This is a genomic window from Winogradskyella sp. (assembly GCF_965228925.1).
Lineage (GTDB): Bacteria > Bacteroidota > Bacteroidia > Flavobacteriales > Flavobacteriaceae > Winogradskyella.
Window position 1 is genome coordinate 1,589,828 of record NZ_OZ245845.1, and the last position, 15,745, is coordinate 1,605,572.

At 38.7% G+C, this 15,745-nt stretch carries 7 protein-coding genes; 4 read left to right on the forward strand and 3 right to left on the reverse strand.

Annotated elements, in window-relative coordinates:
- Window positions 1–24 precede the first annotated feature (24 nt).
- Both ACO052_RS06550 and ACO052_RS06555 read left to right on the forward strand, forming a co-directional pair.
- Window positions 25–2,394, forward strand: a complete 2,370-nt coding sequence (locus ACO052_RS06550; protein ID WP_422107205.1) for a TonB-dependent receptor — start codon at window positions 25–27, stop codon at window positions 2,392–2,394.
- Window positions 2,395–2,398: 4 nt separating this feature from the next.
- A complete protein-coding gene (locus tag ACO052_RS06555; RefSeq protein ID WP_422107206.1) occupies window positions 2,399–3,226 on the forward strand; it encodes a DUF4249 domain-containing protein in 828 nt (275 codons plus the stop codon).
- A 65-nt stretch (window positions 3,227–3,291) separates the two neighbouring features.
- On the opposite strand, the gene ACO052_RS06560 is transcribed toward ACO052_RS06555, so the two are convergent.
- Together ACO052_RS06560 and ACO052_RS06565 are read right to left on the reverse strand one after the other, a co-directional pair.
- Window positions 3,292–4,140: a hypothetical protein gene (locus tag ACO052_RS06560; RefSeq protein WP_422107207.1), complete on the reverse strand. Its 849-nt coding sequence runs from the start codon at window positions 4,138–4,140 to the stop codon at window positions 3,292–3,294.
- Between the two features lie 112 nt (window positions 4,141–4,252).
- Window positions 4,253–12,103: a Kelch repeat-containing protein gene (locus ACO052_RS06565; protein ID WP_422107208.1), complete on the reverse strand. Its 7,851-nt coding sequence runs from the start codon at window positions 12,101–12,103 to the stop codon at window positions 4,253–4,255.
- A gap of 381 nt (window positions 12,104–12,484) precedes the next feature.
- Between ACO052_RS06565 and ACO052_RS06570 the strand changes: the two genes are divergently transcribed.
- Both ACO052_RS06570 and ACO052_RS06575 read left to right on the forward strand, forming a co-directional pair.
- Complete coding sequence (locus tag ACO052_RS06570; protein WP_422107209.1) at window positions 12,485–13,699, forward strand: NAD(P)/FAD-dependent oxidoreductase; 1,215 nt, start codon at window positions 12,485–12,487, stop codon at window positions 13,697–13,699.
- Complete coding sequence (locus tag ACO052_RS06575) at window positions 13,699–14,235, forward strand: DUF1697 domain-containing protein (RefSeq protein ID WP_422107210.1); 537 nt, start codon at window positions 13,699–13,701, stop codon at window positions 14,233–14,235. Before ACO052_RS06570 ends, ACO052_RS06575 begins: the two co-directional genes overlap by 1 nt.
- Before the next feature lie 50 nt (window positions 14,236–14,285).
- On the opposite strand, the gene ACO052_RS06580 is transcribed toward ACO052_RS06575, so the two are convergent.
- The gene (locus ACO052_RS06580) at window positions 14,286–15,572 is read right to left on the reverse strand and encodes a bile acid:sodium symporter family protein (RefSeq protein WP_422107211.1); all 1,287 of its coding nucleotides are present in this window, start codon (window positions 15,570–15,572) and stop codon (window positions 14,286–14,288) included.
- Window positions 15,573–15,745: the final 173 nt, after the last annotated feature.

Genomic DNA, 15,745 nt, shown 5'->3' on the forward strand with positions numbered 1-15,745 from the left:
ATACACTTAACTAATAGATTTTATATGAAAAAAATATTGATTTTTATTGTCTTATGTACAACTTGGTCAGGCTTTGCACAAGATAAATTTACGATTAGCGGAACATTGAAGGACCAAGCCAATGGCGAGACCCTATTAGGTGCAACTATTTTGCTGAAAGGCACAACCATAGGAACCACTACTAACGAATATGGTTTTTATTCGCTAACGGCGCCCCAAGGTAACTATACCTTAGTCATTTCGTATTTAGGTTATAAAACCATTGAGGAGCAAATTGTATTAGACAAAAACCTAAAGTTCAATTCCGAGTTGGAAGAGGACGCGGGGCAATTGGACGAAGTTGTCATTACTGCCGAGGAATCCAAAAAAGTAAATCTGCGTACACCGCAAATGAGTGTGGCGAAACTATCGAGTCAAACCATTAAGCAAATACCAGCCGTAATGGGTGAAGTAGATGTGATTAAATCGCTTCAATTGCTACCGGGTGTTTCCAATGCGGGTGAAGGTGCTTCAGGGTTCAATGTTCGTGGTGGTGCCGAAGACCAGAATTTGGTATTGCTCGACGAAGCCATTATTTACAATGCCTCACATTTGTTTGGTTTCTTTTCAGTATTTAATACAGACGCTATTAAGGACATTAAATTATACAAAGGAGGCATCCCGGCGCGTTTTGGTGGACGAGCCTCTTCAGTTCTTGATATTCGTCAGAAAGATGGTAATAGCAAAGATTTTAAACTCTCTGGAGGTATTGGTGCTATATCTAGCAGATTGGCTGCCGAGGGTCCGACGTTTAAGGGTAAAGGGTCGTTTTTGTTGGCAGGACGTGCGTCTTACGCCAACATTTTTTTGGCATTGGCGGGTAACGAAAACCGCGCTGGGTTTTATGACCTTAATTTAAAGACCAATTATGAGTTGAACGGGAAAAACAAACTCTACCTTTCTGGTTATTTTGGAAATGATAATTTTGAATTATCCAATTTCTTTACCAACTCTTATGGGAATCTATCAGGAAATTTACGGTGGAACCATATTTTCAATGACAAGTTGTTTTCAAACTTATCCTTGATTTATAGCCGTTATAACTATGCGCTTGAGATTAATTCCGAAGGTATTGATTGGAAATCAGACATCGACAATTACAATCTTAAATACGACCTTGGTTATTACATCAATGATAAGTTTAAATTAGATTTTGGGGCCAGTGGTATTTACTACAATTTCAACCCAGGTGAGTTAAATCCATTAGACGAAACTTCTGGTATTAACCCTCTAAAATTAGACGATAAATTTGCTTTCGAAACTGGTATCTATGCTGGTTTGGAGCACAAGATTTCAGATAAACTTACAGCACAATATGGATTGCGCTACAGCTATTTCAACCGCATTGGAAAACAAACCCTTAACAACTATGAGAATGGGTTGCCAGTTGTCTATAATCAACAATTGGATATTTACGAACGTGCTGATCCCATAAGCGAGACCCAATTCGGTAGTGGAAAGAGCATTGCTGACTTCGGAAACTTTGAACCTCGTTTTGCATTGTCCTATCAACTCAATGAGAAATCTTCTGTTAAGGTAAGTTACAATCGTATGGCGCAATACCTGCACCTCATTTCTAATACCACTTCTGCAACACCACTAGATGTTTGGGCTCCAAGTGGTAAGTTTTTAAAGCCGCAGATTGCCGATCAATTTGCCCTGGGTTATTTCAGGAATTTTAGGGACAATATGTTTTCTATAGAAGCAGAAGCGTATTATAAAACCATTGACAACCGTGTAGATTATATTGATGGGGCGGATCTTATTGCCCAAAATACCATAGAAACTGAAATCCTCATAGGCGAGTCCAGAGCTTATGGATTGGAATTGTTACTACGCAAAAATAAGGGTAGTTTTACAGGATGGTTGGCCTATACACTCTCAAAATCCGAGCAACGAACGCCCGGTGGCGCAGCAGGAGGTTTGGGTATTAATAATGGTAACTGGTATAGTACACCTTGGGATAGAACCCATGATATATCCTTTACAGGAACCTACAAACTCAATGATAAATGGCGCTTTGGGAGCAATTTCGTTTTTCAAACAGGACGACCAGTGACCTATCCCAATGGACAGTTTCAGTACAACGGATTGTCTATTCCAACCTTTTCTGAGCGCAATGCAGACCGATTGCCGACGTATCACAGATTGGATATTTCGGCGACGCTCACACCTTGGAAAAATAAAGATCGAAAGTGGCAAGGCGAATGGGTATTTGGCATTTATAATATCTACAATCGCAGAAATGCGGCTTCAATAACATTTGGACAAAATGTGGATACCGGTGTAAACGAAGCAACACGTACCGCTATTTTCGGCATAATCCCATCTATTTCTTACAACTTTAAATTTTAGAACAATGAACAGAACATACAAACATATAGCCTTAGTTTTTATATTAATTGGTTTTTTGAACTCGTGTACAGACACGGTGGATGTGGATGTCCCGAATGGTGGTGCCAGATTGGTGGTAGAGGCTTCCATTAATTGGGAAAAAGGCACTTCGGGACAAAAACAGACCATTAAGCTAAGTGCGTCTACCGCTTTCTTTGATAATAATCCAGATGTACCAGTATTAGGCGCTTTGGTTACTGTGACAAAAAATGACGACGGCATGCAATTTATATTCGAAGATCAGAGCAACGGGGATTACATTACCAATAGCTTTGAACCCGAAGTTGATCAATCCTATACCCTAGAAATCCTTTATAATGGACAAATCTACACGGCAACCGAAACCTTAATGTCGGTTACGGATATTAATGATATAGAACAAACTATTGAAGGAGGTGGCGATGAGGAAGAGATTCAAATTAAAGTATTTTTTGACGATCCAGCGGGTATTGAAAACTATTATTTAGGTGAATTTAATTCGTCTGTAAACCCGCTACTCACTTTAACAGCTTTAAGTGACCAGTTTACAGATGGCAACGAAAATTTTATTGAATTTGACAATGAGGAATTGACTCCTGAAGCAACGGTAGATATAAATATTTACGGTATTTCCGAAGCATACTATAATTATATCGATATTCTTATTGAACAATCAGGCGAAAATGATGGGCCATTTCAAACCACACCAGTGCAATTAAGAGGTAATTGCTTCAATCAAAATAATCCAGATGAAGAAGTTTTGGGTTATTTCAGATTGGGTGAAGTGGTAAGGACAACCTATACGATTCAATAATTTTTTCAGCGCTATTGGGTGTCAATCCTCTATTTTAAGGTTATTAGTTTCGGTCTTAAAAGTGCTTAATCGATCTTAAAACTATAGAGGTTGCCGCCATCAATACCCTGATATTCATCAGCGATGTATAAGGTGCTGTCATTTTTAAAGGCAACACTTTCTTTTTGCGAATCATAAGAGAATGAATAACGCTTCATTTTCGATTCAAAGAAGTTATTCGTATTGAGCTCAGAAAACACAAAAACTGCATTATCCGTGAGAATGGCCATTTTATTCCCTTTGGCGTTTATATCTGCTGAAGTGACCCAACAATCAGAGGCCTCACAGGTGTTAAATGTAGCTATATATTTGGCCTCGTAATTACCTTTTTTTGCTGGTAAGGAATATAGATTGGTCCTCCCATAATCTTTTGGTGAGCGACTTTTAGTAAACAAGTATAAACTGTCCTTATAAAAGAAAAAAGCTTCACAATCAAAATGGCGTTTGTGTTTCTTTGGAGGAAACTTTTTCTGTTCTGGGTATTTAAACTTTATAACTTCAGGTTTTAGGGATGTTTTACTTGAGGCAATAGAATCTGCGGAAATCTTTAAAATGGAAAGTCTTTTACTGTCATTGTCATTATTGCCGAAATTACCGATATAAAGATTGCCACTTGGGTCCATGGTTAGATCTTCCCAGTCCCTATTCTTAGCTTTTATTTTTATGGTTTTAGAGATATTGCCAGAACCATCAATACCATAAAGTAGTGGTTTGTTGCCACTATCGTTTACCATCCAGATGACGCGGTTGGATTGATCAATGGCAATGCCAGAAACTTCATTAAGCGTCACGGGTAAATCGGCAATAACGTTTAGATTACCAGTTTGGCAGCCACTGATTAAAAACAGGAGGCCTATAAGTCTTTTAAGATACATTGTGGTTTCAGGCTTTAATACATCGTCTCAATAAGCACAAAGGTATCCTAAAATTAGGAAAAGTGATGACTTTTAATAATCCATTAGGATTATTATTGATGATCCCAATCTCCTAATTTATAATCAGTTTTTTAGTCATTTTTTCACCTATCGTTTCAATACTTATAACATAAGCTCCAGACTGCAACCCATTTACGGCAATCTCTTGCCTTGATGAATTCATTTTCAATGCTTTGGAAAGCACTCTTCTACCTTGTATATCATAAATTGTTGCTTCTGTCGGTTCATTTATTGGACCTGAAATAACCACAGTCTGTGTTGAAGGCTTATTAAACACATGTAGTTGGTCTAATATAGAATTACTCGACGAAAGTGTTGTGTTTGTAAAGGATAGATAGAACCTTCCAATAGGATTGACTGCACTATTAAGAGTTGCGACATAATCGGTCGTATTTAACAATGTAAAGGTCTGTTCTTGACGATCTTCTAAATAGACTTCGACAGTGTCTGGAAGTGTATTTTCCAAGATGCTTATTTGAATTTGTTCTCCAGAATTGGCGTTTAGTCCTAATGGAATTTCAATAGCATTAAAATCGTTGTCTCCTAAAGATTGAATGTGCATCGGTAGACCTGTATTATCTTCGACTAAATATGAAAACACTCCAAATGCCGGTGCATTACCACCCCAAACTTCAGCATCATAGCCTTTGTCTAGTCCCAGACTTGCTTCTGGAGTAAAGTAAAAATTAGTCTGATAATTTTCAGCATTTTGACTTAATTGAAGCTCTAAGAAATAAGAATTATCAGGTGTTGTTCTCCCCGCAATGAAATCATCGGATTGTCCTTTTCTTCGCATTGAAGGGTTAAAGGTAACCGTACCACCAGCGACTTCAGAAGTGACAAAGAAGCCCTGCCCTGGGGCAATTAAGGTATTTGGGTTCATCGTTGAGAACGCCTGATTCCAAACTACCCAACCATTACTGGCATTACCGTCATAACCATAGACAGCGGCATTACTGGCACCAAACTGCGAAATATTAACACTTAAAAAGTCTTCTAAACTTATATACGAGGGATAGGGGTTACCAATTAAATTCCATTCCTGAAATGAAGGGCCAGAATTAATTATTGGTATCTGGATAATTCCTGCGTTTACCAATCCGCTAAAAGTAAATGTGTCGGCGTCCGTAGATGCTGCTCGGTATCCAGTACCAGCACTTAAACTCGATGTTTCGGTGTTTGCATAAATGTCATAAGCTCCTGTTGTTTTATTAAATGGGCCAAACAAATAAAGTGTGTTAGCCCCATTACTAACAATATTGGAATTATTAGTAATAAAATCATTAAATGCCTCTCCAGAGAGCGGAGGAGCAATGAGATCATTAGCATCAGATTCTCCAACCGCAGCGGTATTGTTAACGTGTCTTTTGTAAACGATATTACCTGAAATGCCTCCATTTGGAATGAAACTAGAATACGAACTAGAATTAGAATCAAACTCTAGGCTACCATCTGACGATACATCGCCATGCGTCGTTAGTGAAGCGCCTGGATTAGCTGTAAACGTTGCGCCAGAATCAATGTTTAAGTGATAAGTCTCTATATCAGAAGCCAGAGTATAAGTACCATTCATAATTCTAACATTCTCGTCTGCAGTCGTTTCGTCAGGAGCATAAGGGGTCCAATTACTATTCTCATAAATCAGTTCATTTCTTGGAACTCCTAGATTAATAATCTCAGTATCAGTGTTATTATAAGTAATCGTAAGTATGGCATTTTTATCGTAAACACCACCATTATAAGAAACACTAATATCATGAGTATCACCAGCACCCAATAGTTTAAAGGGGACATCGCCTGAATTAATTATAAAATCGCTGGCATCTGTTCCTGATAGCGCATAAGATTTTAAAATATCCCCTACATTTCCACCATTGCTATTTAGGCTAATGGTTTTCGTCTCTCCAATTGCAAAACTTTCATCTGAATTAGCAGAAAGACTACTCGCGGCACTTGCGGTACCTGCAGGGTCATCCTGTCCATAGAATTCCATGTTAAGTTGATTGCCACCACCTTGATTTGGTGAGCCTCCCGTGACATATAACCCATTACCAGAAACAATACCTTGTGTTCCATGTCTTTTGTGTACAAGATTATCACCAGTCGACCAAGATTCGACAACAGGGTCATAGATCTCTGTGACATCAAAAGCATCGCTACCTGTAGCAGGTTCTCCTCCGGCAACAATTAGTTTATTTTTAAAATTAGCAACAATAGCACCCGCTCTAGGCGTCGGTAAGTTTCTGCTATTAGAAAGTGTGCTCCAACTTTCTGTAGTAAAATCATAAACATCTACCTCGGCTATTAATGGTGCAAAAACACCACCCATTCCTCCAGAAAGCCTTCCAGAAGCGGCATATAATTTACCATCGATAACCGCAGCGTGGAAATGATCCCTCGATCTTGGGGCATCAGTAAGTACTGTCCATATTCCTGTACTTGGATCATATTCGTCAAACCAACTAACGTAACCACCATCATGCCCATCGGTATTACCTCCAACAATGTAGAATTTGTTATTATAGACCACTAGCCCGGCAGACCCTCTTTTTCTTGAAGCTGGAATTTCTGGGCCTTGTATCCACTCTTGTGAAGCAGGGTTGAACATCCATATATAATCAGCTGGAACTTCATTTGGGAAATCATTGGTTCTAAATGCGCCAATGACCCAAATTAATCCTTCAAATTCAACGGCTTGGAAATGGTTAAACTCATGAGGTGCAGAATTAGGTAATGAATTCCATGAGTCTGTGCTGTAGTCATAAACATCTAAAGTTTGTGCGCTTTCTCTTCCACCGAATAGATAGAACTTATCACCAGCTTGAACGAACGAACATTCATGTCTTGCGGTATAATTTTCGTCTTCATTCTTATCATTCCAAAGGTTATTCTGAGCCGTAATGGTCCAGGTAAAATCTTGAGTGATATCTTCTGACCCAGGTTTTGTTATAGTGACGGTTACTAAATGAATACCGTCATTGTTTGTGCCACCAGTTAAAGCTGATGCATCAACAGTACCTATGATTTGTCCATTAGTAGGTTCTACACTTAAACCTGATGGTTGATTGCTCATGCTGTAGGTGACATTAGCATTTGGATCACCACCACTCGCTGAAATGACTAAGGTACTCAAATCACCAACTTGATTGTTTTGATTGGAAATAGGGTCTAAGACCAATTGTGGAAATTCGTCCTCTACCGTCAACCATCTTGTAGTTTTTGATGGCCCACCAATACCGTCTACACCACCATTTGCCACTATTAATCGATGGCCAAACACCTTTGCAGCAGGTGCCAGTAAATTTTCTGGCAATTCGCATAACTCCGACCAGGTATTTGTTGCAATATCATATTGTGTGACATCGTCATAGAAAAAACTAGAACCTGTTCTACCTCCAGCAATAATAATTTTACCATTATGAACGGCCGTACCGGGCTCGAAGTGAGAGCGGGCGGTTGGCAAATTCTGTAAAGTGCTCCAAGTGTCCGTATCTGGATTGTATACTTCTAATAAATTAGTATCTAGAACTTCAGACTCGTTGTCATGACCTGTTTGCCCACCAATGGCATATATCAAACCGTTAAAACTTGCTGCACTCAAGTGGTTTCTGGCATTTGGAAGTGCTGCCGCTGGTACCCACCCTAAACCTTGATTATTGACATCTAAAACATAATGTTCATCGACATCAGTAACCCTATCTGGAAGTAAGCCCCCAAAGACATGAATTTTGCCATCATTATATGCCGCTGCACCAGAACCTCTTGGTGCTGGTATTGAAGGACCAGTGCTCCATGTATCCGTTAAGGTGTCATATATTTGAACAGCATCTGTCGCCACTCCTGGATGACTCCCGGCAAAGCCAGCAATAATCCAAACATCAGTGCCAACAACGGCAATACCCATATGGGTAACGGGAATTGGCATTGGTGTACCATAACTCCAGGAATCTGTATTCGTATCATAAATTTCAGTAGCACCAGTAATGACTAAGCTCTCCACAAATCCAGCAAACACATATAATTTATCGCCTATCTTGGCACTTTGTGCTTCTATTTTTCCTAAATCAGAATCCGCTAAAGCATTCCATTGACAAGATCCGGGTGTTTGAACAGTGATGTCAATCGTATCCGTATCAGTCGCATTGGCATCATCGGTAACAGTAAGTGTTACGGTATATGTCCCGTCTTGCGTAAACGTGTAATTTGGGTTGATGCCAGTAGCTGTATCTCCATTGCCAAAATCCCATGCGTAACTTACGATATTGTTGTTATCGTCGGTTGAATTGCTACCTGAAAAAACAACATCCAAAGGTGCTGCACCTGAGGTTGGGTTGGCTGAAATTACAGCATTAGGAGGCAAATTGACATTGGCCGCAAATCCAATGATTTCAATAGCATTGATTAGGGGATTTTCGACATTGTGCTCAAAACGAATATTTAACTCATTATCATTTACAGTAACAGGATAAGACAGCATAGCTGCTACTTGATGACCGTAGGTTGCTACTAAATCTAAGTCATTCTCAACTAAGTTACCTTCTAGAAGAATATCATAGACTCTTTCGCCGACTTGATCTGTCCCTTCATAATTATTGCCGACATAGAGATTAACGGTATAATTGCCATTTGAAATTGGTATGGTAAATTCCATTTCAGGATCAGGGCCGTCATCCCAACGCTCATAATTAAAAAGTCCATTGAAGGTGGTTTCGTCAATATAGCTTGGAATAGAACTATGTCGATTGGCATATACAAATGACGTTGAAGCGATTCGACCTGTATTAACAGCATAGGACGTTCCATTATAGGCCCCTTCATCTGGATTTGACTCCCAATCGGGACCACTATCAGTACTGCTAACGATTGACGGGCTCCCAGCACTGATACGTACCAAAGGTGTTTCATTGGCTACTTCAGCAACAAGGCTAACTTGTATGGGGCCATTGGTACCATTATGAATTATCTCCAAAATCGCTGATTTAGTTCCAATAGTAGTATCCGGATCAAAAGCGATCGGAATCAAAACTTCCGACTGTGGGCCTATAGAGATAGGGAGACTTAAATTAGAGCTAAATAGGTTGGCGTTTGTTCCCGTGAAATTAAGTTGTGTTATTTGAATAGGGCCGGTAGCCGGATTCCCGATATTTTTGACATCTAAATTCAGCTCATTAACACTACTTGTGGTACTCGATTGACCAAAATCTACCATGCTAGCCATAGCTTCTAATTGAAGTCCGGAATCTTCTGTAATATCAATATAATCCCAAGTCGCTGTATAGCTGCTGCCAGAACTGCCCGAAGTACCAATGATTCCTACGGCTAGTCCTATGGTATCATTTGGGTCTAAAAAACTTGTTGGCAATGACATCGGAGAACCCAATGCTATGACGTTTATACCATTATCGAGGGAATAATATATCTGTGCAGAGTTTAAGCTCGGATTGACCGATATATATAAGTCTACACCAGTTGCAAGAAGTAGATTTGCAACATCGTAAGTTGATGTTGAACTAATGCCATTGTCTTCCAAGACAATTTCAAAACCATAGGTCGTATCTCCATTTGTGATACCGTCCATTAAGGCAACTTTCAGGTAGTTGTCTTGATCTCCGTTTCCAATAAAGATACCATAGGATTGCGTATCTAAAGGGTTAGAGCCATTAAAAGGGGTTTCAATTTTACTGTAAACTGTGAAAGGGTTTGAATTGGAGTCCACATTAATACCAAATTGAAAAGCATTTTCTTGCGTGTTGGTACTGTTTAGCGCATCTCCAGATGAGACGGCGTCAACAGTTGCTTTACCACCAGCACCACCAAAGGATAGGCTGTTTGAGTCAAATTGATTGAGATAATCTGTACTACCTGATGGGTCTAACTGCAATCCCGTAAATCCTAATCCAAAAAATCCAGTACCCGGATCGTTATTCCAAAACGGATAGTTTACAGGTAAATTAGTTCCAAGTCCATTCTGTGGATCGATTGCAAAGGCATCTACGACATCTAAGATGCCATCGTTATCATCATCGGGATCGAGCAAATCTGAAATAAAATCACCATCATAATCGTTGGGTTGACTTCCACCTGAGCAATGGTTGGTGCCATTGCTAATTTCGTCATCATTAGTAAATCCATCATTATCATAATCTTCGCTACCAACATACTCTGGGTCACCAGGAAGGAAACAGTCGCCAAAATCGGCCGGCTCAAAAATAGTAATGTCGTTTGCACCATAGGTAACTACCCAAATCGTACCAGCATAGTCATGAGAATCGTCTAAGGCAATTAAATCTAAAGGGATACTCCCAAAACCATTGAGAAATCCATTGTTTTGCGATAATAAGGTAACACCATCCGTATCAAATTCATAGCGATTAATATTTCCATTAAATGAGGCCGTAAGTATATCGCCTTGCATCGCACCACCAAAGTTGGTTGCTGTATACTCACAAATACCATTTGTTGAGGAAGAGACAATATCTAAAATATTAACATCCGAACTGGATAATGATCTATCATAATTGCCTTGTCTTGAATCATTAGGGAAATCGGACATAGTAAAGCCAGAAGCATTAAAATACCCTCTTACCCCACTGATGAGTGTGGACCAGTCGTAAGCACCGTTTTCGACCCAATTTGAACCATTATATTCATATTTATAGACTCTGGCTTTATCGGGGAAAGCTCTTATAGGGACAGGATGCCCACCATAGTAAGTATTGTTAGCATCACTTGTTGTGCCTACATAATGTAAAGCATCACCAAGCGAAGCACCATTTTCTATATTAAATTCATTCGTAACATAGTCACCAGCACCAGGATCGTATGATGTGGTATTATGTGTCCCTTTTAGATTGTCACTGCTGTCATAGATTAAAGGCGCACCGCCCCATCCGCCGTTAGGACCATTGTCTGACGTAAAAACCCTACCATTATCTGTTATAACAACATCATAAGCGTTTCTAAAACCAGGTGCAAAAATTTGGACAGGTCCCCCAGCTTCTGGAAAGGTTTGATTAAGTCCATTATTTCCTCCAAAAGGATCACCTAAATCGATAGTAGCATTGTACATAGGATGAGAAGCATCATAAGGAAAACTAGCGTGCGTATTGTCAATATCCTGTCGTTCAGGGTCATTTAAAGAAGGTAGATCATAAATATAGGGGGTGTTACCAGTTCTTGGATCTAAATAAGGGCCACCGTTAGTTGCTTCCATTTGCTCCAGTTGCGTAAGATTAACGATCAACAAGGCGCCGCTTAAGTAGTATTCGGATGAACCAGCGAAATTATTACTAGGAGCTCCTTGATTGGTATTACCACCAACTTGTATGAGTAAATATGTGGTGCCACCATCAACGAATACATCCAATCCGTTTGTTGAGTGATTTTCTTCACATCTGGGAAGTCCACGGACCAAATCAACTTTTTCCCAAGCACTACCATTCCATGTAAGACGTGATAATACTCCAGAATTTGTATCTAGATTAACATCGTTTCCTGCACTACCACCACCACCGATTCGAGAATCTGATGAGGTGACGTACAAAATAGGATTACTAGCTGTTCCGGCTGTCAATATACCCGTAATCTGCCTCGCTTGCGTAGAATTATTTGTACCGTCGTCATTGTGATTTGGGGTGTTGTTCTTTATTAGTGTAATCTGATTTGAACTAAGTATAGTATAGGTTCCTTCGCCTGGCGCAGCAGTATCTCTTTCAATATCGTACTCCCAGATGATACCATCTTGCTGTGCTACGTAGAGTTTGTTGTTTGGCCCAAAATCTAAAGATGTTGGATTAGTAATATTGGTACCTACTAGACCAGAAGAGTTAAAACTGATGGATTGGGCTTGAATAAATGAATGACAAGCTATGAAAATGGTGAATCCAATGCTCTTAAATTTCAAAATTCGTGACATCATAATAAAAATTCCTTCGTTAATAAATTGACAGAATTGTTATATACGGGCCAACGATGAGCAAAAAATTAGAGCGTGTTGGGGTAAGGAACAATTTGCTTAAAGGGTGCCTAAAATTCAAAAGATAAATTGAAAAAACCTCTAAATCAAAGTTGTTTAGCGCCTTTTTTCGATGAATAACATGCGCTGAAACATAATCTCGATGAGGTGCAAAGTTTGTTTATTTAAGGGTTTAAATTGTTCAACGTTTTACAGGGGTATTTAACCAGAATTCTACTACTAAGTCAAAACAAATATCACAAGCAATTGCATATTTATTGCATATTTGTGGAGTAATAATTACATTGAGTCATCATACTTTTTTAGTCATTGACCAAACAAAAAAATATTTTAGTTATAGGTGGCGGAGCAGCCGGATTTTTTGCAGCTATTAATATCGCCGAACACTATCCCAAATTATCTGTTGCAATTCTAGAACGCGGAAAGCAGGGACTGCAAAAGGTGAGGATTTCTGGTGGCGGACGTTGTAATGTGACGCATGCTGAGTTTATACCATCAGAATTGGTTAAAAACTATCCAAGAGGAGAGAAAGAACTCTTAGGCCCATTTCACAGTTTCATGACAGGCGATACCATTACTTGGTTTGAAGAACGCGGCGTGGCACTTAAAATTGAAGAAGATGGCAGAATGTTCCCAGTGTCAAACACTTCGCAAACCATTATAGACTGTTTTTTGCATGAAGCTAAAAAACATCATGTGGACTTACTGTACAATCATGTCGTTAAAGCCATTAATATAGAAGATAATGGATTTTTAGTAGAGACTTCCCAAGGGTGTATAGCGTGTGAAAAGTTAGTTGTCGCTACGGGGAGTAACCCGAAAATTTGGAACCTACTTGAGAATTTAGGGCACAGGATTGTGCCTCCAGTACCATCACTTTTTACTTTTGATATTAAGGATGAGCGCATAAAAGACATTCCGGGCGTCGTGGCAAAAGACGTGGAAGTTAAAGTTTTGGGTACACATTTAGTTTCAGAAGGCCCCTTGCTGATTACACATGTCGGTATGAGTGCACCAGCAATTTTAAAACTCTCTGCATTTGGAGCCGTTGAATTGGCCAAAATGAATTATAATTTCAAAATTGAAGTCAATTTTATAAGACAAAATCATGAAGATTGTTTATCTTTTTTGATGGAGATGAAACAACTATCACCAAAGAAAACAATATTCAATACGGTACAATTTGGGTTGCCAAAACGCTTGTGGAAACGCCTTGTTGCATCCAGTGGAATTGCGAAATCCATGAATTGGGCAGATTGTAGCAAATCCTTTTTGATCGCATTGACCAAACAACTAACAAAAGCTGTATTCCATGTTACAGGGAAAAGCACCTTCAAAGAAGAGTTTGTGACTGCTGGTGGTGTGGATTTAAAAGATATCAACTTTAAGACTTTTGAGAGTAAAATCATTCCAAATTTATATTTCGCTGGAGAAGTCATTAATGTCGATGCCGTTACGGGTGGTTTTAACTTTCAGAATGCTTGGACGGGTGCTTATATTGTATCACAATCAATTACAAAATAATGACAACTTATATCGCATTATTAAGAGGCATTAATGTCGGTGGGCATAAAAAAGTGCCAATGGCAGAACTTAGAGAATTGTTGTCCCAATCTGGTCTAGAAGCCGTAAAAACCTATATTCAGAGTGGTAATGTGGTATTTCAATCGCCTATAGCCGATTCTAAAGTTTTGGAAACGAGAATTAAGACCGCAATTTTAGACCATTTTGGTTTTGAAGTTTCCGTTTTGGTAAGAACAAGAGACCAACTGCTTAAAATATTTGAGGACAGCCCCTTCTCAGACGACAAAAAAGAGCATAGTTATTTTGCTATACTATCAGATATTCCTGATCAGGATTTAGTAAAAGAAGCCTGCAAAAAAGTCTATGATAATGAAGAATATGCTATTGTCAATGACGGCTTATATTTTTATTGTGCCAAAGGCTATGGTAATGCAAAATTCAATTTGAGTTTTTTTGAAAGAAAATTAAAGGTCAGCGCCACTGCCAGAAATTATAAAACAATGCTAAAGTTGTTGTCAATGAGTGCAGAAGACTAAATCTGAAATTTCCATAGTCATCTCAATATTAAAAATAAAAGGTTGCATAGCTACTCGTCTGTAGTTTTTCCTCTCCACCAAGTGGCAATTGCAGATCCCGTAATATTCATCATAGGGCCAAAAATAGCAGGAGCAAGACCTACTGTTGCTACTTTACCCATTTGTAGGGCTAGTCCAGACGCCAGTCCACCATTTTGCATACCTACCTCAAGTGCAATGGTACGACAATCTTTTTCTTTAAGGCGCAATAGTTTTGCAGCAAAATAACCAAGTGTATAGCCAAACATATTCTGTAAAAAACAGGCCAGTATTAATAGCAAACCGACTTCAATTAGGCTGTCACGACCTGCGGCGGTTATTATTACTATAATTATAGCTATCCCTAACATAGAGATGAACGAAAGCATCTTTTCTAGCGCATCCCTTTTTCCGTTGGCCAGTACTTTAAATACATAGGAAGCAATAACTGGTAGTGCCCCAAAGATTATGAGGTCTTTTAATAAGTGTATTCCAAATTGTGAGAAGTCAATAGCTTCTGTTAAATAGCCTAGAAAGTTTTTAAGAACAATAATAACTATATATGATGTCATTTCAATAATACGACCTTTTCGACTTTTCTTTGCATTTAAAAAAAGATTAAAAATAAGACCAGCACAAATAGGTAAAATTACCATATTGAAAATGCCCAACATCATATTCCAAAAATCTATCTCAACCATTTCGCCAGCAAATAGTTGCATTAATAAAGGTGTCATCAAAGGCGATAATAGGGTAGCGAAAGCGGTCAATGTTACTGACAGTGCAAGGTTAGCTCTTGCAAGAAATGACATCACATTAGAAGCCATCCCGCTTGGTGATGATCCTACTAAAATGAGGCCGGCAGCTATTTCGGGCGAAAAGTTAAACATAGTAGCTACAAAAATTCCCATAACTGGCATTATGGTAAACTGACATAGGACTCCAGCAATAACGCCTTTTGGCATTTTTATGACACCTACAAAATCATTTAGGCTCATTTGAGAACCCATACCAAACATAATGATTTGCAATAAAGGAACAATTAACAAACTGAATTCAAAATCACCAGCACTCAAAAAATACTCAGGATAATACATCGCAATAGTTACAGAAGCAAAAATCCATAAGGAATAAGAGAAACCTTTAAGGAGCGGAAACCATCGTACCGCTAAAGCAATCATTACAAAACCAATAACAAGGAAAAGCCCAGAATGTGGAACTAATTCCATAACATGCATTAGTATAAAAATGATAAAGGAAACGATACCGAGAACCAAAAAAATATAACCAGGCTTGTTTGAGGTGGAATTATTTATCATTGCATATAATATTACAAAAGATATATAGCTAAAGTTAACTAGTAAATTTAGACTGTTATCTTTTAAATATGAAAGATGTATGAACCATAAAAATAAAAAATAATTTTGGCCTTAAAATATATACAGACTAAGAAAGCGAGCTATTTTGAAGTTGTTGATATTATTGCTTAAAA